This is a genomic window from Clostridium simiarum (genome assembly GCF_018919175.1).
Taxonomy (GTDB): domain Bacteria; phylum Bacillota; class Clostridia; order Clostridiales; family Clostridiaceae; genus Clostridium_L; species Clostridium_L simiarum.
Window position 1 is genome coordinate 53,014 of record NZ_JAHLQL010000003.1, and the last position, 20,461, is coordinate 73,474.

20 protein-coding genes and 1 other annotated feature are annotated in these 20,461 nt (G+C 29.8%); of the genes, 6 read left to right on the forward strand and 14 right to left on the reverse strand.

The features are described 5' to 3' along the window. Positions 1 to 98: 98 nt before the first annotated feature. Positions 99 to 1,130, forward strand: coding sequence for a DUF3048 domain-containing protein (locus tag KQI89_RS10110; protein WP_216456985.1), 1,032 nt, complete (start codon positions 99 to 101; stop codon positions 1,128 to 1,130). Between the two features lie 74 nt (positions 1,131 to 1,204). Here KQI89_RS10110 and KQI89_RS10115 read toward each other — a convergent pair whose 3' ends face one another. Further along, on the reverse strand, positions 1,205 to 2,305 hold the full coding sequence (locus tag KQI89_RS10115) for a sensor domain-containing diguanylate cyclase (protein ID WP_216456986.1): 1,101 nt from the start codon (positions 2,303 to 2,305) through the stop codon (positions 1,205 to 1,207). Positions 2,306 to 2,495: 190 nt separating this feature from the next. Between KQI89_RS10115 and KQI89_RS10120 the strand changes: the two genes are divergently transcribed. From KQI89_RS10120 to KQI89_RS10130, 3 genes are all read left to right on the forward strand, one after another. Further along, positions 2,496 to 3,341 carry a DegV family protein gene (locus KQI89_RS10120; protein WP_032123664.1) on the forward strand — a complete coding sequence of 282 codons (846 nt, stop codon included), beginning with the start codon at positions 2,496 to 2,498 and terminating at the stop codon, positions 3,339 to 3,341. A gap of 6 nt (positions 3,342 to 3,347) precedes the next feature. After that, positions 3,348 to 3,797, forward strand: coding sequence for a PadR family transcriptional regulator (locus tag KQI89_RS10125; RefSeq protein ID WP_032123576.1), 450 nt, complete (start codon positions 3,348 to 3,350; stop codon positions 3,795 to 3,797). 130 nt (positions 3,798 to 3,927) lie between these two features. After that, positions 3,928 to 4,107 (forward strand): hypothetical protein, encoded by a 180-nt coding sequence (locus KQI89_RS10130; protein WP_032123575.1) that lies wholly within the window; start codon positions 3,928 to 3,930, stop codon positions 4,105 to 4,107. A 71-nt stretch (positions 4,108 to 4,178) separates the two neighbouring features. Here the strand turns inward: KQI89_RS10130 and KQI89_RS10135 are convergent, their stop codons facing one another. From KQI89_RS10135 to KQI89_RS10185, 11 genes are all read right to left on the reverse strand, one after another. After that, positions 4,179 to 4,367 carry a ferredoxin gene (locus KQI89_RS10135; protein ID WP_032123574.1) on the reverse strand — a complete coding sequence of 63 codons (189 nt, stop codon included), beginning with the start codon at positions 4,365 to 4,367 and terminating at the stop codon, positions 4,179 to 4,181. A gap of 78 nt (positions 4,368 to 4,445) precedes the next feature. After that, a complete protein-coding gene (locus KQI89_RS10140; protein WP_216456987.1) occupies positions 4,446 to 5,291 on the reverse strand; it encodes an Mrp/NBP35 family ATP-binding protein in 846 nt (281 codons plus the stop codon). Positions 5,292 to 5,315: 24 nt separating this feature from the next. Further along, positions 5,316 to 6,146: a YhfM domain-containing protein gene (locus KQI89_RS10145; RefSeq protein WP_343216354.1), complete on the reverse strand. Its 831-nt coding sequence runs from the start codon at positions 6,144 to 6,146 to the stop codon at positions 5,316 to 5,318. Continuing rightward, positions 6,136 to 6,903, reverse strand: a complete 768-nt coding sequence (locus KQI89_RS10150; RefSeq protein ID WP_216456988.1) for a prolipoprotein diacylglyceryl transferase — start codon at positions 6,901 to 6,903, stop codon at positions 6,136 to 6,138. The genes KQI89_RS10145 and KQI89_RS10150 overlap by 11 nt, the downstream gene beginning before the upstream one ends. A gap of 87 nt (positions 6,904 to 6,990) precedes the next feature. Beyond that, a complete protein-coding gene (locus KQI89_RS10155) occupies positions 6,991 to 7,578 on the reverse strand; it encodes a hypothetical protein (RefSeq protein ID WP_216456989.1) in 588 nt (195 codons plus the stop codon). A gap of 242 nt (positions 7,579 to 7,820) precedes the next feature. Further along, positions 7,821 to 9,320 carry a hypothetical protein gene (locus tag KQI89_RS10160; RefSeq protein ID WP_216456990.1) on the reverse strand — a complete coding sequence of 500 codons (1,500 nt, stop codon included), beginning with the start codon at positions 9,318 to 9,320 and terminating at the stop codon, positions 7,821 to 7,823. A gap of 139 nt (positions 9,321 to 9,459) precedes the next feature. Next, a complete protein-coding gene (gene rsmA, locus KQI89_RS10165) occupies positions 9,460 to 10,305 on the reverse strand; it encodes a 16S rRNA (adenine(1518)-N(6)/adenine(1519)-N(6))-dimethyltransferase RsmA (RefSeq protein ID WP_216456991.1) in 846 nt (281 codons plus the stop codon). Between the two features lie 42 nt (positions 10,306 to 10,347). Beyond that, positions 10,348 to 10,884, reverse strand: coding sequence for a ribonuclease M5 (rnmV, locus tag KQI89_RS10170; protein ID WP_246583071.1), 537 nt, complete (start codon positions 10,882 to 10,884; stop codon positions 10,348 to 10,350). 47 nt (positions 10,885 to 10,931) lie between these two features. After that, positions 10,932 to 11,954 carry a resuscitation-promoting factor gene (locus KQI89_RS10175; RefSeq protein WP_216456992.1) on the reverse strand — a complete coding sequence of 341 codons (1,023 nt, stop codon included), beginning with the start codon at positions 11,952 to 11,954 and terminating at the stop codon, positions 10,932 to 10,934. Between the two features lie 302 nt (positions 11,955 to 12,256). Further along, entirely contained in the window at positions 12,257 to 13,042 is a 786-nt protein-coding gene (locus KQI89_RS10180) for a TatD family hydrolase (RefSeq protein ID WP_216456993.1), read from the reverse strand. A gap of 17 nt (positions 13,043 to 13,059) precedes the next feature. Then, the gene (locus KQI89_RS10185; protein ID WP_216456994.1) at positions 13,060 to 14,559 is read right to left on the reverse strand and encodes a DUF445 family protein; all 1,500 of its coding nucleotides are present in this window, start codon (positions 14,557 to 14,559) and stop codon (positions 13,060 to 13,062) included. Between the two features lie 230 nt (positions 14,560 to 14,789). On the opposite strand from KQI89_RS10185, the gene KQI89_RS10190 reads away from it, so the two are divergent. Further along, complete coding sequence (locus KQI89_RS10190; protein ID WP_051986461.1) at positions 14,790 to 15,473, forward strand: Crp/Fnr family transcriptional regulator; 684 nt, start codon at positions 14,790 to 14,792, stop codon at positions 15,471 to 15,473. 99 nt (positions 15,474 to 15,572) lie between these two features. Further along, the gene (locus KQI89_RS10195; RefSeq protein ID WP_216456995.1) at positions 15,573 to 16,415 is read left to right on the forward strand and encodes a methyl-accepting chemotaxis protein; all 843 of its coding nucleotides are present in this window, start codon (positions 15,573 to 15,575) and stop codon (positions 16,413 to 16,415) included. Positions 16,416 to 16,605: 190 nt separating this feature from the next. Here KQI89_RS10195 and metG read toward each other — a convergent pair whose 3' ends face one another. Both metG and KQI89_RS10205 read right to left on the reverse strand, forming a co-directional pair. Next, positions 16,606 to 18,543 carry a methionine--tRNA ligase gene (metG, locus tag KQI89_RS10200; protein ID WP_216456996.1) on the reverse strand — a complete coding sequence of 646 codons (1,938 nt, stop codon included), beginning with the start codon at positions 18,541 to 18,543 and terminating at the stop codon, positions 16,606 to 16,608. Positions 18,544 to 18,634: 91 nt separating this feature from the next. Continuing rightward, positions 18,635 to 18,886: a binding site (T-box leader), on the reverse strand. Between the two features lie 52 nt (positions 18,887 to 18,938). Further along, positions 18,939 to 20,429 carry an SNF2 helicase associated domain-containing protein gene (locus KQI89_RS10205; protein ID WP_216456997.1) on the reverse strand — a complete coding sequence of 497 codons (1,491 nt, stop codon included), beginning with the start codon at positions 20,427 to 20,429 and terminating at the stop codon, positions 18,939 to 18,941. Positions 20,430 to 20,461 lie beyond the last annotated feature (32 nt).

Sequence of the window (20,461 nt, forward strand, 5' to 3'; positions counted from 1 at the left end):
AGTTTAAATAGTCATATAGTTAATTGAATATATTTCTAAACCATTAATGATCCCTTAAGATTTCAAAAGAAACTTTTAAAAACTAAAGGAGGAGTATCATGAATAAAAAACTCTTATTATCTTTAATTATTATAGTATTTTTATCTGGTTGTGGAACTAGTGATAACAATACTATTTTAAATGACAACTCTTCAAATAATTCTTTATCTCTTAACACCTCATCTCCCAAGGAAGAATCTTCTAAGCCCCTAGAGAAAACTTATCCTTTCACAGGGGAACCTATGACACAAGAGAATAATTTTTCGCCTTTTATGGCTATAGTAGAAAATTCAAAGGATGCAAGACCCCAATCTGGACTTTCTAAAGCTGATATAGTATTCGAAACCATGGCAGAGGGAGGGATACCTAGGTTTATGGCTTTATTTCATAAAGAATCAAGCAAAGAAATAGGTCCTATAAGAAGCTTAAGACCTTATTTTATAGAAATTTCAGAAGGTTTTAATCTCCCTTTTGCTCATTGTGGCGGAAGCGAAGATGCTCTTAATCTAATACAATCTAATAATCTTATGAGTCTTAATGAAATGAGGTTCCAAAAAAGCTATTGGAGAGATAATAGTAGAAAAGCTCCTCATAACTTATATACTTCTAGCGATAAAATTACTACTCTAGCTAAAGAAAAAGGGTATAATAAAGAACCTAAGTCTAACATCAAATTCTTATCCTCCTATTGGGATAACAAAGATTTAAAAGAGTGTAATGGAATAAAAATAAATATGAATAAATACTATGAAACTTCCTATACGTATGAAAATGGAGGGTATAAAAAATTTATTGGCAAAGATGTCTTTGTAGATAAATCAGAAAATAAGGATATACAAATAGAAAATATCGTTATACAACAAACTACCATAAATTTAAACAAAGATAATGTCCATGTAGATATCCCTTTAATAGGGGAAGGCACAGGGTATGTACTAAGCAAAGGCAAGATTATGCCTATGGTATGGAGTAGAAAAGATATAAATAATTCTCCTGAGATAAAAGATGCCGAGGGCAACACAATTCCTTTACATCCAGGCAAAACATGGTGGAATATAATAGATAAATCCAATGAAATAGTTCTTTATTAATTAAAAAGAAGAGATATGGTTAATACATGAAATCTTACTAATCAACAATTAACTATATTTCTTCTCTTTACTAATTAAACCTTGACTTTTCTTAATCTCTTATTAAAATACATATTGTTATCTGCCATCTTTAGGATTTTCTCTGATGATACACCTCCTTCAGGATGTATAACCTCAATACCATAACTAAAACTTATGCTGCAAGGAAGAAGTTCCAATCCTATGAGAGATTCCCTTAGATTCTCTAAAATTCCCTTTGAATCTTTTAATGATTTGTTTGAAAATATAACAACAAATTCATCACCAGACATTCTAAAACATTTATCTTTTTCAGTAGTTGTTTCTATAAGCTTTTCCGAAAATATTCTAAGTGCTCTATCACCTATACCATGACCATAATTATCATTAATATATTTAAAATCATCTATATCTAAAAGCGCTAAGCAAGATACATATCTTTTTTCCCTTATATCCATCATTTCTTTCTCTACCATATGATTAAAACTTCTACGGTTGTACAATTGGGTTAGTTCATCATGAGATGCCATATACTTTAATTTATCTTGAATCATAAAATTCTTTAAAGCTAATTCCATTTCATGTTTTACATACCTTATTGTTTTTACATCTTCCTCATTAAAGTATTTTTCCTTATTGTTTACGTCCAAATTTAGTATACCTATTAACTTTTCATCAATATATATAGGAGAACTTAATGTGGCTTCAATATTCATAGCTCCTATTTCTGATAATATTTCAAGGCTTTTTCTTTTAACAAATTTTGAATTAAAATCAAAAGGATTATTAATAATAGTGATATCCTTAAATCGATTACACCTGTATAAAAATGTATCTTGTTTTTCAAATTTCACATTATAAATCTCATTAGAAAATCCTCTTACTGCTTTAAAGTGAAATTTATCATCTTCTTCTATAATAAGAATGCTACCCCTATCAGCTTTCTCTACTATTCTCAAAGCATAATCCAGTATAAGAAAATACACATCATCCTTACTTTCAGCCTTACTAACACTTTCTCCAAGATTAAATATCTTATTTTTTATATCTTGAATACCTTCAGAATATCTCTTTAAATTCTTAAACATTAATCTCTGAAGAAGAAGCATAGTAGTTAAAATAAATATACAAATCATTAATAAATAATCTCTTACCATTACCAAGCACCCCATTACCTATAAAATAGCTACCAATAATCTATATAGGTACTTAGAATTATAGACCATATTACAAATATTCACAATTAAAAATTTACAACTATATCAATAGTGATATATATCACTATTGATATAGTTGTCAGTTGTGATATAATTATTATATTAATTTAGTATTTAGGAGGAATTTATGTTGGAAAAAATAGCATTAATTGCAGACAGTACTTGTGATCTACCTGAAGAATTAATAAATAAATATAATGTTAATATACTACCTTTAAAGGTAATTTATACAGATAGGGAATATACAGATAGAGTTGATATAACTCCTCAATACCTTTATGATAACTTAAAAACAGAAATACCTAAGACTTCACTACCTTCTATGAAGGATATGGATGATCTTTTTGAAAGGTTAAAAAAGGAAGGTTATACTCATGCCATAGCAATATGCATATCTAGCGGCTTATCCGGAACTTATAATAGCCTTAAGCTTGTTAGTGAAAATCATCCTGAAATAATATCTACTATTTTTGATTCTAAGTCCATATCCTTTGGAGTTGTACCGACAATAGTGGAATGTGGTGATTTAATAGCTAAAGGTGAAAAATATGATTCCATAGTATCTAAACTACCAAGTATGCAAAAGAAGGTATCTGCATACTTTATGGTAGATACTTTAGAATACTTAAAAAAGGGCGGAAGAATAGGCAAGGTTTCTGGAACTATAGGTGAATTACTTCACATAAAACCCATAATTTCTATAAATGAAGAAGGTATTTACTACACTTATGCTAAGATTAGAGGCAAAAAACAAGCCTTAAGTAAGTTTCTATCTATTATAAAAGATGAATTAGACAAACAAAAATGCGGTCTTTGGGTAGCCCACGGGGGAGCTTCTGAGGAAGGAAAAAATATCTATAACACACTAAGCACTTATAATAACCTTACTAGCATAGGCTTTGGTGAAGTTGGTCCTGTGGTTGGTGTTCACACTGGACCAGGATTTATAGCTATCTCTGTCAAAAGAGAAGATTAACGTTTTATGAGAGATAGCGATTTTAACAGTGAAGATATAAAAGCCGAAGAGAAGCGTTTATATGAAGAGTACAAGAAAAAACTAGCAGAACTTAAAAAGGTACAGAAGGAAAAAGAAGCTGTAGGTCAGGTTTTTACAAAAGGATTATTGCCTATATATGTACTCTATATATTAAGCTTAGGCCCTACTAACGGTAATGATATATCTCACAAAATTGGCGAAAGAACCAATGGTCTATGGGTTCCGAGCACCGGTGGAATATACCCAATGTTGAAAAAATTTGAAAAAGAAGGCTTTATTAAAGGGGAATGGGACGATCCAGATAAAAAATTTCAAAAGATATATAAATTAACAGAAAAGGGGTATTTAGAGTTTGAAAGTAGAAAAGTTCTTCTTCAAAGTAAAATAGAGGAAGCCCTTGAAGTTTTTAAACTTATATATAAGGATCTTTATTAAATGAAAATAATTTATTTAACTTTTATTTTTTTAATATATCCTAACTTTCTCTTATAAGCAAATACTTCTTTGTGTTCTGGTATATAGTAGTGCATCTAGGTAATACTATATACAAAGGAGTGATTGAGCTATGAAAGGTAAGATAATCGATAATTCTTTTTCAGAGGGATTAATAATTTCTGAAGATTGTAATACATCTTTATTACCTTTAAATAAAATCTCCAGTGTAAAAAAAGCTGGAGATAAAATAAATCTTTCTTCTTCTAATGGTTGCTCTTCTTCTAGACAAAGGTTAATAGACTTTTATTAGTTTTATACTTTAAAGTAAACATAAATAACAGCTTGTTTATACAAGCTGTTATTTTATAACCTATAATGTATTTAATCTACAGAAATAGCGTTAACAGGACAACTCATAGCTGCATCCTTAGCTTCATCTTCATTTCCTGAGGGCACCTCATCTACTATAGTCTTGGCTTTACCATCATCATCCATTTCAAAAACCTCTGGACATATAGATGGGCATAAACCACAGCCTATACAGGTTTCTTTATCTACAATAGCTTTCATAAAAACACCTCCGTTAATACAATATTAATCGAAATTAGTATTTACTTTATATGAGGTATTTATACCTTTCTATTCTCATTAGATTACCTTATCAATTATTACATTATACTCTTCATGATTCTTCACATATTCTTCTGCCTTACCGGCTTCTAGACTATCTACTAAATCTAAGTTTATAGGAAGTTCTGCTAATAGCCTAAGGCCTAAATATTCAGCCTGTTCTTCTGCTGATTTTTTGCTAAATACACGCATCTTTTCTCCACAGCTATCGCATACTATATATGACATATTTTCTACTACACCTTTCACTGTTACCCCTAGCTTTTCAGTCATTATAACAACCTTTTTAACTATCATTGATACCATATCTTGTGGTGTTGAAACAACTACCATGCTGGAGATAGGGAAGCTTTGCATTACAGTAAGAGCAATATCCCCTGTTCCTGGAGGCATATCTATCAAAAGATAATCAAGTTCTCCCCATTCAGTGTCTGAATACATCTGGTTTAACACCCCAGTTATTACAGGGCCTCTCCAAATTACTGGCTGTTCTTCTTGTTCTGTTAATAAATTTATAGATATAACCTTAATCCCTAAAGCAGTTTCTACTGGAATAAATTTAACCTCATCCTTTTCGCCTGCTGGAACTATAGGTGCTCTTTTTTCATTTATACCAAAGAATCTTGGCATAGAAGGTCCTGTTATGTCAGCATCTAGCACTCCAACCTTATATCCTTGCTTCTTTAGAGCAACAGCTAATATACCTGTGACAGTAGACTTACCAACTCCACCTTTTCCACTTATTACGCCTATTATATTTTTTATATTTCCATACTTAGGCACTAATTTTGAACAGGAACTTTCTTTTCCTGATTTTTTCACACTACAACTATTTTTACTAGGGCAAGTTGAACAATTACTCATAATAATATCTCCCCTTTAAATAAATTAAAAATCTTTAGGTCTTTGATCTGTTATATTTATCTCCCAGTCCTTATCTTGGCGCTTACACCAAACATAATAATTAAGCTCACTATTATCCGTCTTATCATATAAGGTTATTATACTCTTATAAACAGTAGTTTTATATCCATAAGTTTTAACATTTATTAATACATCGAAATCTTCTTTATTCTTCTCAACTAAAGACAAATCACTCATTTTATTCTTTAAGTTTATCTTAAAGTCTTCTATATCTGTAGAAAGCATGTATTTAGCAACTTCTACATCATCTTGTATATTTACCCCTATTTTTTTGTCCTTTTGTGTATTCTTTACATAGAGGTCTATAAAATTAAGTATGGAATTATAGTACAACTCTTCAAAGGTTCTAGGTTTTCTAAGTGTAGACATATTTTTAATTATATCATTATCCACTCTTTTGGAAACCACATAAGCTTTATTATCATCATAAAAATTTCCTAATCCCTTTTCTTGAATTCCTACTACATAATTAAACTTGTGTACTTTCTCATCACCTTCATGAAATTCAAAAACATAATCAGGTGGTAATGCAGTTTTGTTCTCTACAGGTTTTGCACTGGATAACATTGTATAAAGATCATTTATAGCTCTTTTATCCGTTACTATAAACCTGAATCCCTTATCTCTAGTACTTTGAATTATTATTTTCTGTATTTTATTTTGCTTTATATAATCAAAATCTCGATTTTTATATCCACTCTTTACCTTTAAGTCATCTATTTTACTACATCCAGTAAAAACCAACATAAAAATCACAAGAAAACATAATAGTTTCACTAATTTATTATTTTTCACCTTTTACCAAGCTCCCTTTAATTTTATCTAAATTAAATAATATCAACCCTATAATAAGGGTTATTATGCCTATGAATTGCGATGTTGAAAATACACCTACAGCGCCACGGGGATCATCTCTTAAGAATTCTATAAAAAACCTTCCTATACTGTATAAAATTATATACATTGAAAACACTCTTCCATGTTTTGAATTTTTCTTATCATACCACAATAAAAATAAAGCTAATAAAAAGTCAAAAATAGAGGAATATATTTGTGTTGGGTGAAGAGGAATCCCTAAAGGTGCGAAAGGTGAATCTTTAAATACTATGCTACAAGAAAAATCTGTTGGAGCACCGTAGCAACAGCCCGCTAAAAAACATCCTATTCTACCAAATCCTTGAGCTAATGGTACACTTGGTATCATTAAATCAAATACTTCTAGGGTGTTCCATTTTTGTTTTTTGCAATAGAAGTATACTGCAATTACTCCTCCTATTATAGACCCGTATACAACAAATCCATTTCCTATATCTTTAAGTATAGACGGATCTTCCATTATAGCGGCTAAATCAGTTATTATGTATAAAAGCTTACCTCCTATAACCCCTGCTATTACAGCAAGTATAGTCATATTAAATACCTTATCATCATTATAACCTTTAGACTTAGCTCTTTTATCCAAAAGCAAAAATCCTGTAAATATTCCAAGAGCTATCATAAGACCATATCCATATATTTTTATTCCAAATATATTAAATAATACTGGTTTCATTTTTACCTCCACAAAAAACAAGAGAAGCCTTCTAGCTTCCCTATTCTTTTTATTAAAATTATAATACTTTACCATAGGTAAAGCAAACTATTTTTCATATTTAAAAGTTGACACTAACCCTTTGAATATTGATAGCATGTTTTCTTTATAGTTTTTTTCTGATACAAAAAATGAGAATCTAATAAAACTATCTCCATGATCTATAAAAAATTCATTAGCCATGTATGAAGCATTTTGAGGAGTTTTCATAGAATAATGAACAACATACCCTTTATTATCATTTATCTCTATAGGCTGCAAATCATAGTTACTTATTTTATTTTGTTTTGAAGATACTTCTTTACTTTTATCTAAGAAGACCTTTAAATCTTCCTGTGACTTCCATACCTGGACAAAGCCATAAATCTTTTGATCTTTTGAATTAAAATCATTATGATATATTATATCTTTACTACTAAAATCTATTTCTTTCGTTTCCCAGTCCTCAGGTAATTTATATGTAAATTTATCCTGTAGAGCAGAATATTGTTTTAATTCATCTAAATTACTATTAACTAGAGCCACAAACTTTAATTTACCATCAAAAATCTTTTCAGCACTAAATAATATTATCATAAGTCCTATTATAATGGTTGTGATCTTTACCCTTTTTCTATTTATCACAATTACCTTCATCCTCTCACCCCTTTTTTTAATATGAAAGTATATAGATAGTCTTATAAAATTATATTAATAATACATTTTACTTATAACCAAATTTATAAAAAATAGTGCTTTTTAATTTTGTTATATAATCAATAAAGCACAAATATGAAAGATCTTCATTAAAAGAAAACCTTTCAAATTTGCACTTTAAGTCTATATATTTGTATTCCATTATAAAAATATATGTTTTTTAACTTACACTTTATAGTCTATTATTTCATAGGGACTACTGTGATAGAATTTCTGAAATCATAGAACATAAGCCAATATCCCATATTGCTATTTCTTCTAATTGGAATCCAAGTTACAAAACCTGTTTTTCCACCATAAGGTTGTTCCCTTCTATCTTTAGTTCCTGGAATTGCATAAACTATATACTTAAGTCTTCTGTCTCTATCAAATTTATAACCTATAACATAATGTCCATACTTTTTAATATATGGATAGTAATTAATCATAGGGTAATATATAACTGTATATCTTCCATAATTGGAGCTGTTAAATAAATCATCTAAACTTTTAATAGGTACCTTATACCATCTACAATACCTTATTTGATCTGATAAATTATCCAACTCTTCAAATCCTTCTACTATTCCTTCAAAGAACTCTCCCATAGCCCCTAGACTATATCCTTCATCTTCATTATGTTTATCTTCCTGTTCTGACTTGCATTTCTTCTTATTTCTTTCTTGTTGTAACTCTTCTTGATCCCCTTCTTCTAAGATAACCTCAGAATTATTCTCTATTTCTTCTCTAACTTGTTCTTCCTCATACTTATTAATGTTATCTAATGTATTGATCCTATCCTCAATTAATTCTTCTTTATCTTGTTTAATTTTTTCTATATTATCCTCGTACTCTTCAAAGTCATATTCATAATCTACTCTATGTTCTGGCTTTTCTTTATCCTCAAAGTCAGCTTTTGCTACATCCACTTTTATATTTTTATCTTCAAATTTTACCTCATTTGTATCTTTATTTTGCTTTCCTTCAGTATCTTTTATGGATACATCTTCTATCGTTTTCTCTTCATAATTTCTTATTTTTTTTCCATGCTGCTTAATCTGCTCTATGTTCTCTTCTTTTTTTACTGGAATATCTTCTAACTTATCCTTATGCTTTTCTTCTAGAGCCTCCTCAGTTCTTACCTTATCTTTGTTAGTAACTTTTAAATCTTGTAAGATATCCTCAGAAATAGTAGCCTTATCTTTTTCTACATCTTTGTTATCTTCTATCTCATCCTTTCTATTAGATTCTGGCTCGTCTTTCCCAACCTTAACTTCCTCAACAGGATAACTTTTCCAATCCTTAGGCTTATCTGTACTTAAAAACCCACTCATAGGTATAATATTATCATCTTTGGATCTTTTAAATATAGCAGCTCCCCCTATTTTATCTCCAGCAATACCTGTTTCTCCTATACTATCTACATTAAATTCATAAGATACATCTGCTCTTCCATTATCATCTATGTTCAAAACACCTATATTTATAAGCTTATTAACTCCTTTTTTATTGCATATTAACCCCATATAATAAGGATTATCCTGTCTTTTTAGATTTTGAACATAGTAAGATATCTTTAATTTTTCATTTTTAACTTCTATTTTTGCATACCCTGAAGGCTGTTTATCACTTGCTAGGGCACAACCCTTTTCGTCTTCTTGTAATATAACGAAATATCTACTATAAGACTTCTTATGAGCCAATTATTTTCCCTCCACACTATATTTATTCAATATAGTATATGAGTGGTTTTTTTAAAAGTGAACAAAAAAATGAATTTTAAAAAAAGAGTAGGATAAATGTTCCTACTCTTTTTAAAAAATTATGGTTTTTTAAATTTATTTATAATGACTTAGTAAGTTGGTGTAATTTGTTAGTTAACTCTGCAAATTCTTCTATGGATAAAGTTTCTCCCCTTCTTATGGGGTTTATATTACTTTCTTCAAAGGCTTTTTCTATAATTTCCTTCGGAATTTGTAGTGCTTTAAGAGCATTAGATAAAGTCTTTCTTCTCATATTAAATGAACTTCTTATAATTTTAAAGAATAAATCCTCATTATAAACCTTAACTCGTGGTTCATCTAGTTTATCTAACCTTATAATTATAGAATCCACCTTAGGTCTAGGTAAAAATGCAGCTGGAGACACTTTTCTTATTATATTAGTATTACAGTAGTACTGAACCAATAAAGAAAGAGATCCATATTCTTTGCAGTTTGGCTCTGCATTTATCCTATCCGCTACTTCACTTTGAATCATAACAGTTAAACTTTTAAAATTATACTTTTCACTTAATAATCTTGCCATTATAGGTGTAGTAAGGTAATAAGGTAAATTAGCCACTAACTTTACACTTGTTTCTTCACCTATAATTTCATTAAAATCAGCCTTTAAAGCATCCTTATGTATTAATTGAAAATTATCGAAGTCTTTTAGTTCCTCCACAAGTATAGGTATAAGATTTTTATCTATTTCAATAGAAGCTACTCTTTTTGCCTTATTTAAAATCTCTCTAGTTAGCGAGCCTACTCCCGGTCCTATTTCTATTACAAAGTCCTCTGAAGTAACTTCTGCTCCATTTACTATATCTTTAATAACATTATCATCAACTAAAAAGTTTTGACCTAAGGTTTTGGTAAATTTAAATTTGTATTTTTCAACTATTTCTTTTGTTTTGTAATCACCCATATCTCATTAACCTCTTCTTTTATTTTCTATTAATATTTTAAGCTAATTACCTATTTTTATTAGTGCATCTAAAAACTCATCTCTTGTTATTCCAAAGTTATTTAATCTAGACAAAAATGTGGATGAGTTAGCATATCCTATTCCTAATTCTTTCCCTAATTTATCTCTTTTTATACTTGATTTAGTATCTCCTACAAGTCCGTAATTCATCATATCCGCCATGGTAAAAGTATTTACCTTTTCTTTAATCTCACATTTTGCTTTTTTAATAGCCCTTCTTATGGTTTCTGGGGAGGCATTTTCTACTCCTATATCCCCATCCTTTAATCCTTCAGCTTGGGATATATATGCATGCTTTACTCCTGATACCCTCTTAGTTATTATACTTCTTATCTTATCTCCTGCAAAGTCAGGATCTGTTAGTATTATTACGCCTTGCCTTTTTTGAGCCTCTTTTATCTTATCTATAACAGATTTATTAATTCCAAAACCACCTACTGCAAGCACCTCTGCATCTACAGCTCTTTTCACTGCAGTTATATCATCTCTTCCTTCTACAACTATAACTTCCTTTATCAATATTATTCTTCCTTTCATCAAAAATAGGGGCTTATATAAGCCCCTTACTAATTAAGAATATATACATTTACGTATTTTACTCCCCAGTTATAAGTTTCACTAGCAGAAGGAAAAAACACATCTATTGTGTTACCTTTTATCGCTCCACCTGTATCTTCTGCAATAGCATAACCATAACCTTCTACATATACTCTAGTACCTAGCGGAATTACTCTAGGATCTACAGCTATACTACTGTATCCCCCTGGATTTCTTCTAGTACTAGTTCCAGTAGCGGTAATGTGATTTCCATTACTTCCACTATTATAGTAAGCCGTAGCCTTAACCTTCATGGACTTCTTGTACAATATATCCTCTCCACTACCTCTGGAGACATTCAAAACTCCTAATGTTCCTTGGAGTACTACTTTGTCCATAGGCTCCTTTACTACAGTTTCACTTACTACCTTTTTATCTACTTCCTTGCCATTTTCATAAATTATTTTGGTTGAGACTAGCTTCTCTCCCTGTGCTCCCTCTTGAACTACTTTGTTCACTGTTTTAGCTAAACTGTCATCTTTTTTTACTACAGTTGAAAAATCAATAGGTATACTTTCTGCTAAAATCTTTGTTTCTACTCTAGTAATATCCACTTTCAACCCCTTAGATATAGGGGAATCTATAGAAGGTGTTACTTTATCTTCTTCCTCTATTGTAATTCCTTCAGCACTTAGCATGGATTCAATGTTCTCTTCTGCAGTCTGTATACTTAATTCTTTTCCATCCAAAGCTATCTCCACATCCACAGCTCTTTTTATATGGATCTGGTCTCCTTTTTTAACTTTCGTTTCAATACCGGGCTCTATTTTGTCTTTTGGACCCAAGGTGATTTTATTATCGTGTAAAGCCCCTTCAACGGTCCCCTTATATGTTATTAAATTAGATTCCTGTCCGTCTATAACAACCGTAATTGTTTTTCTCATACTAAAAATTGTAAATAATAATCCCATCAAAATAAGGGACATAACAAATGCTGCCTTTGGACCGTTTGAAAAATAATGTCTTAGATTACCTTTCAAATTTTCAAACATAATGAACTACCTCCCTCTGGCAAGAGCACTTTTACATTATAACTATAATGAATATTCTTGTCAAATTTCATGCTCTAAGCCGCATATAGACTGGTTTTAAAACAATTTAAAAATATATATAATAGCGTTTTTTGTCTATTCAGTCTTTTTTTTGAGGGTCTTTTTTACCTTTGTTTTACCAAAATTTTTATAGGATAAACTCCTTTAAAGAATATTTACTTTATATAATTATATGCCTATTTAAAAATTTTTAAACCATAATAAGTAAAATTGCAATTCATACATATAAAAATTTTATAACATTATTTAACATTAAACAAGCTTTTTGTGTTTTCTATAGTTATATTACTAATTTCTTCTGCTGTAGAACCTTTTATCTCAGCTATTTTATCTATTATATGCTCAATATAGTCAGATTGGTTCCTCTTCCCCCTATAAGGTACAGGTGCCATGTAAGGACAATCTGTTTCAACTAAAATTCTATTCAAAGGTACCTCTTTTGCTACTTCTAATATTTTTTTTGCATTTTTAAAGGTCACTACTCCTGTAAAACCTATATAATATCCCTCTCTTAGGCACTCTTTAGCAAACTCCACACTTCCAGAAAAACAGTGTAGTACCCCTTTTACCTCTGGAAATTCTTTAATAATATCTAAAGTATCCTTATGAGCATCTCTATCATGTATAACCACAGGTAAGTTAAGTTCTTTGGCTAATTTCATCTGAGCTCTAAATACCTGTTTTTGCACTTCTTTAGGTGGATTTTGCTCCCAGTAATAATCTAGTCCAATCTCCCCTATAGCCTTAACTTTAGAATTGTCCTTATTAGCCCTTATCCAATCTGCCACTTCTTCATTCCATTCATTTGCATTTTCCGGATGTATACCTAAAGCAGTATAAAAAATTTCATATGTTTGAGATAATTCTAAGGATTTTTTTGCACCTTCTAAGGATGATCCACAGTTTAAAACTCTTATTACTCCATTATCCATAATAGTTTTTATAACATCATCTAAGTCCTCATTAAAAGACTCATCATCATAATGAGCATGAGAGTCAAATATATTAAATCTTACATCTTTATTCAAATATAACCTCTCCTTTTTTATAATAGTGGGGTAAAGATACCTATAAGTCCACCAAGCAAAGCTCCTAACCAAGTTATAGCCTTAAGCTCTTTGTTAGCAATATCTAGTATTATTTCTTCGGCAAAATCTACCTCAAAAGCATTTATATTATCCTCTACAATCTTTTGAATGTTTAATACCTCAATTACTTCATAAGCTTCTTTCTGTATAAAGTTGTCATAAAGACTTTTCACAAAGGTACTAGTAGATTTTACTATAACATCCTCTTTACCTTGAAGCAGAATATTCAATGGTTTCTTTAGTATAGAATCAATAAAGTAACTTACTGTATCTTTTATAAATATCTTAGTTTCATCTTCCGAAATTTTCTTATAAATGAAATCCCTTATAAGATTATGTAGCTTTTCTTTATACCCTGGCTCTATTTTGATTAATATATCATTTATTGAGCTATGTGATAATAATTTATCTTTAATTGAATACATGCCATCTCTTACAAGTTTTTTGGAGTATATATTCGTTTCTACTATTTCTATTATACTATCTATAATAACTTCCCTTTCAGAAAGAGATAAGGAGTCTAAAATCTTGCTTACCTTAATATCCATCAATTTATCCATATAGGTATTTATAAATAAGCAAATCTCTTTCTTATTTTCATCCTCCTCTAAATACTCCTTAGCAAAACTTAAAAATTTGTTATACAAAGTATCTGGATTTAGGAACATAGCCACTAATGGATTTACATTAGAGCTTACCCCTTTGGATATTGCAAGTTTAATCTTTATCTTAATCTCTGGATTTTCTAAAAGCTCTAATATATCTTCTGTTATTCTCTCTCTATTATTAATTATAATATTCTTTGCAGCATCTACTATATTATCTGGTATAATCTCATTAATAGCTTTTTCATTATAGGACATTTCTTTTATTCCGCTACTTATCTTATCCTTTATAATATTATGAAAATCCTCAGATTCCATATAAGTATCTAAAGTATCACATATTCTTTCTACATTTTCTTCTTTTAAAAACCCTTCTATTGTTTCTGGATTTTTATATAATTGCTTCTCTAATGAATTGTATATCTCTAAAACTAATTTGTCCTTAAAGTCATTATTTAGACTATTTAAAATCCCTTCATATATATATCCTTTTACTTCCTCCATACTATCTATATTAATAGATAGCTCTTCATGTAGTATTTCAATTAAGTTACCTTCTGCTGAAGAAAGCTTACCTATTTTATTTTTTATGGTAAGTTCTATATGCTCGTATATCTTAGGGCTACATAGAGCATTAACTAATGTGTCTTTAGATAGTAAATGATTTCCTATAGCTTCACTAACACTCCTTGCAATTCTTTCCTTTTCCTTTGGTATAAGCCCTGGTGTAAAAGGCACTTTAAAGCCCAAAATTCTTTTTTCTTCATAAGGTCTAAATAACATTTTTATTGCAAGCCAATTTGTTATATATCCTATTACAGCTCCCACTAAAGATGGTATAAAAAATTTCATATTATACTTCCTTTCCAACTGATGTTTTCATATTATAGTGATATCATAAATTTTCTACATTTACAACTGATATAATCTATAACTGATTAAATAAAAAGAAAAATAGGTGTGATCCAAATTACATCTATAATACCCTTTTTTATGTATAATCATAGTATACCGTATCTATTTAATAGTATAATTATTATTAAATAAATTTTATTTTAAATTAAGGAGAGTTCAAAATAATTATGATTAAATCGGATTATAGCTGCCTATTGATGGAATTATCACTTTTTAAAAAGTTTACTGAAGAAGACTTGCAAATACTTTTACATGATCCCAATGTAAAAATATCCTCCTATGATAAAGATAACGTAATTTTTATGGAAGAGGATACTTGCGAAAATTTAAGCATTATATTGGAAGGAAATATAGAAATACAAAAAATAGACCAAAGTGGTAAGCTTTTAACAGTGGCAAGCTTAAAAAAAGGAGATGCCTTTGGAGAAAATTTACTTTTTGGTGATAAAAATCTATATCCTATGACCGTGATGTCTAAAACCAAAAGCATAATTCTTCATATCCCTAAAAATATAGTTGCCCTTCTTTGCCAAAAAAACTTAGATTTTTTATATGAATTTTTAAAAACTCTCTCTAATAAAGCTGTAGCTTTAAGTTCAAAGATTAAACAAGTAACCTTAAAAACCATAAGAGAAAAGATATGTGAATTTCTGTATAAAAAATATTGTTACTCTAATAATAAAAAAATCATGCTTAATATGTCTAAAAAAGAATGGGCTGACAAACTAGGAGTTCAGAGACCTTCCTTATCTAGAGAACTTATGAAGCTAAAAGAGGAGGGCATAATAGACTATGAAAAGGATTATATATTAATTCTTGACGTAGAGTTATTAGAAAATGATGTTCAATAACAATAAATGTCTGCAACAAAACATTTGATTACATTCCATTTAAATTATGGTAATATTAATATAGATATACTCGATAAAATTACTTAAGGGGGGAATTATATGTTTTCTAAAAAATATAAGGAAGAAATCGGAAATTTAAAAAAAGAAATTCAAGCTTTAAATTTAGAAAAAGAAAAAAATCTAAATGAGTTAAAATCTTTGAAAGAAAAGTGCGAGTTTTTAGAAAGTGAAAATAATGACCTAAAATATTCTCTAGACTCTATTGATCAAGCTTCTGCTACAAATGACTATTCGGACTATAACAACATAAATACCTCTGAAAACTTGAAACTTCTTATGGAGGATTTAACCTCTCAAGATAGATGGTTTATAGAGAACATAGATAAAATAAATAATATTAGTCAGAACATAGCAAATACTGCAAAAAATGCTGGAAGTTCATTGAACAATATGATGAATAATGCTTCAAGCACAGAAACTACAGTGAATAACTTTACAAATACCTTTGAAGGACTTTTATCTCATGTAAAATCCATAGAAACTATATCTACAGAAATAAACACCATAGCATCTCAAACAGAGTTATTATCCCTTAACGCTTCCATAGAAGCTGCTAGGGCTGGAGAGTCTGGTAGAGGTTTTTCTGTAGTTGCAGAAGAAATTAAAAAGCTTGCTGCTAATACCACTGGGCTTTTAAGTAGTATACAAAAAACTGTTAAAGAAATTTATAGCATTACAGATAAAGCTAATAACCAAATAAAGGATCTAAATAAAGGTAAAAATGAAAGTGTGGATATTGCTACTGAAGCTAATTCAGGCTTTGAAAGCGTAATAACCCAAATTAATGAAATCTTTACAAGAGTAGATGAAATGAAACAATCAGGTAATTCTCATTTAACTCTTTCTGATGATATAATGGATAAAATTTCTGAAATAAAGTAAAAAATGTTATATAAAAATAAAGAGGGATTTAGAACCCCTCTTTATTTTTATAAACTTTAAAATTATTAAGTTTAATTATGACTTACTAAAGTTTTTACTTATTTCATATTCATGTTTTTTATCTATGAATATAAAATAACAGCACTTAAACTATAACTATTTAAAAGCAAGTCAAAATCTTTGTATACAACTACCTAACTTGGCTTCCTGTAGGTAATTCTCCTGGAATAGACACAGTAAACAAATTGCTATCATCATCTGTGGAAGCTGCAAGTATCATTCCTTGAGATAATTCTCCCCTAAGCTTTACCGGTTTTAAATTGGCTACAAGCACAACAGATTTTCCTACTAAGTCTTCTGGTTTATAATACTTAGCTATACCTGAAACTACCTGTCTCTCCTCTCCACCTAAGTCTACTTTAAGCTTTAATAACTTTTTAGCTCCTTTTATAGCCTCACACTCTAATACCTTAACTACCCTTAAATCTACCTTTTCAAAGTCTTCTATAGTTATCTCTGGTTTAATAGGCTCCATAGATTGTATTTCTTCCTGATCCTCTTTCTTTAAAGCCTCTAGTTCCAGAAGTTTTGCTTCTACATCTATTCTTGGAAATATTATTTGTCCTTTCTTAACCTTAGTACCTGCACTAATACCATCAAAAGAAGCTACACTATCCCAAGTGCATATTTCAACTCCTAGTTGCTCCCTTATCTTATCTGATGTATCAGGCAAGAAAGGAGATATAAGAACTGAGGTTATTCTTAAAGCTTCAGCTAAATTATAAAGAACAGTTCCTAACCTTTCTTTCTTATCCTCTTCTTTAGCTAATATCCATGGTGTTGTTTCATCTATATACTTATTAGCTCTTCCAATTAAAGTCCATATATGAGATAAAGCCTCTGGTAATTTAAAATCATCTACAGATTTTTCCACCAAATCCGGTGTCTCTAAAGCTAACTTTATAAGTTCATTATCTATTGATTCTGTAGCTGTTGGAGCTGGAATTACTCCATCAAAATATTTTTCTATCATAGTTACTGTTCTAGATACTAGATTTCCCAAATCATTAGCTAGATCAGAATTTATTTTCTTTATAAAAGTCTCATTAGTAAATACTCCATCTGATCCAAAAGGTATTTCTCTTAAAAGATAATATCTTATAGCATCCACTCCAAAATGTTCTGAAAGTATCACAGGGTCTACTACATTTCCCTTAGACTTTGACATCTTTCCTCCATCAACTAATAACCATCCATGACCAAAAACTTGTTTTGGAAGTGGTAAGTCTAATGCCATAAGCATTATTGGCCAATAAATTGTATGGAATCTTAAAATATCTTTACCTATTAAATGTACATCTGCTGGCCAATACTTTTCATAAAGATGTGTATTTTTATCGCCATAACCTAAGGCTGTTATGTAATTTGATAGCGCATCTATCCAAACATATACTACGTGTCCTTTATCAAATTCTACAGGAATACCCCAATCAAATGATGTTCTAGAAACACATAAATCTTGTAATCCTGGCTTTAAAAAGTTATTCACCATTTCATTTTTTCTTGATTCTGGTTGAATAAACTCTGGATTAGCTTCTATATATTCTATAAGTCTTTCTGCATATTTGCTCATTTTAAAGAAATAAGCCTCTTCTTTAGCTTTTTCTACTGCTCTTCCGCAATCTGGGCACTTCTCCTCTACTAATTGAGTTTCTGTCCAGAAAGACTCACAAGGTGTACAGTACCATCCTTCATAAGAATCCTTGTATATGTCACCCTGCTCATAAAGTTTTGTAAATATATCTTGAACTGCTTTAACATGATAATCATCTGTAGTTCTTATAAATTTATCATAGCTTATATTCATTAATTCCCATAAATCTTTGATTCCTGCTACTATCTTATCTACATATTCCTTCGGTGTAACCCCATTTTCTGATGCAATCCTTTGAATTTTTTGACCATGTTCATCAGTTCCTGTCAAAAACATAACATCATATCCACTTAACCTTTTAAATCTTGCAATAGCATCTGCCGCTACTGTAGTATAAGTGTTACCTATATGTAAATTAGCTGAGGGATAATATATAGGTGTAGTAATATAAAAAGTCTTTTTTTCTTCGCACATGTTCATTTCCTCCCTTTACTTTATAAAACTTTGTTCATCTTTATTTACTATCAAGTTGTCTATAATAAAAAACCTCTATGTGCAATAAGCACATAGAGGCGTAATTAACGCGGTTCCACTCTAGTTCATGCTTATGTTACCATAAGCACCTCTTTAAGTGACGCCACCTTATAAAAGTGGTTATCACCTTGCCCTTTAACGGGGGCTACCGTATTTCCCTAACTAAAAGCTCAGAAAATCCGCTCCAAGACCATATTCATAAAGGGCTATGTCACTGGCTCTCACCTATACCAGCTCTCTTTTAGACATATAACTTTACTACTCATCTCTTCATAGCTATAATAATTATACATTACTTACATATTAATAAATTAAGTTTTTAATGTCAATAGGTATTATCCTAACCTTTTATTTCTACTGCTTAAGTAATGTTTGTATTTAGCTGTTGCTTCTACCTTGCCTTTGTTATCTAATATATTTTTGCCCTCTTCATTAAAAGATATTATAAGATCAGAATCCTTTAATACATAAAAATTTTTTTCCTCTAAAAAGCCTAGTTTTTTTAGAAGTCCTGATATTTCAAGTTCCTTCGTCATATCTCTTATTATTCTATTTTTCTCATTATAACGCTTTTTATTCAAACCTTCTAGGGGGTTAATCCTATAACCACCATAATTAAATATTAAAGTACATTCTATAGACTTATTATTAAAATCCAAATAAAACTCAACATCTAATTTTTCTTCTTTTAAAATTACTTTCAAATCTTTGCTTATGATTACTCTTTCACTTATATATCTCAAAGAAGGTAATATGCAATAGCTTAGTTTATCAATATCCTTAGCATTAAAAGTCAAAGAAGTAACTCTATTCTCCATAAAATTATTATATATACATCCATAAACCTCTAGTTGTTTTTTAGAAGGTCTATATATGTTCCCTTTAAAGAAAAATAAATCCCTTTTTTCCGTTAAAGCTATAGGTATTTCATGATTATGCTTTAATATTATAAAAGACTCCGATGTTGTCATTAAAAATTCTAATGGCATGTCCTCTTCCAAGTATTTTACATCCTTATAAACTTCACCATTGACAAAGCAGCTAAATACTCTATTATTCATTAATTGCAAAAATCTTCTTAAATGACTCTCTACAATGAATACTCTTTTACCATAGATTAACCTATTTTTTGAAGGAAAATAAGCTAGAGATTCACCTTTCATTCTATCAATTTCGTATATTTCTAATAATATATCTAGTATCTTCTTATTTTCACCGCAAAATTCATAATATAGACTATCAAAGAAAAACCCCTTACCAAATTCTATGGCTCCTCCTTGATAAACAGTATCTAAAAATTGAGATACATCTTTTACTACATAGCATTTATCCTTTCCAACTTTAATCTCTATGGAGTAAGGCATATCTCCATCTAGGTTAAATATATAGTTCATATTAATATTTAAAGGAATTTTTTTATTTTCTATATAAAATAAACTATGTTCCATATCTCCTATAAGCTTTTCACATTTCATTAAGCTTCTTGCCTTTAAAGAGTTATATTGCTTTTCCTTTAAATATTTATATAATACCGCCACTACATGCTTACAAGGCAAACAACCACTTTTATCTGCCCCAAGCTCTCCACAATCACAATAAAACACTGTAAACCCCTCTAGATCATTAAAAGAAATTTGAACATTAAAGGCCAAATCTTCTTTTTCATGAACCCAGGCATCTATATAGTAGGTATTAACTTGAGAGTTATGGTTAGACTCCATGCAAACATTAAAATCCTCCACCAAACCTTTATTATAGTATTCTACGCCCCATTTAAAGATTAAATCTCCTGACAATGATACAATAATATCCTCATTTAAAATCATAGCTACTCCCCTATAGCAATAATATTGGTAAA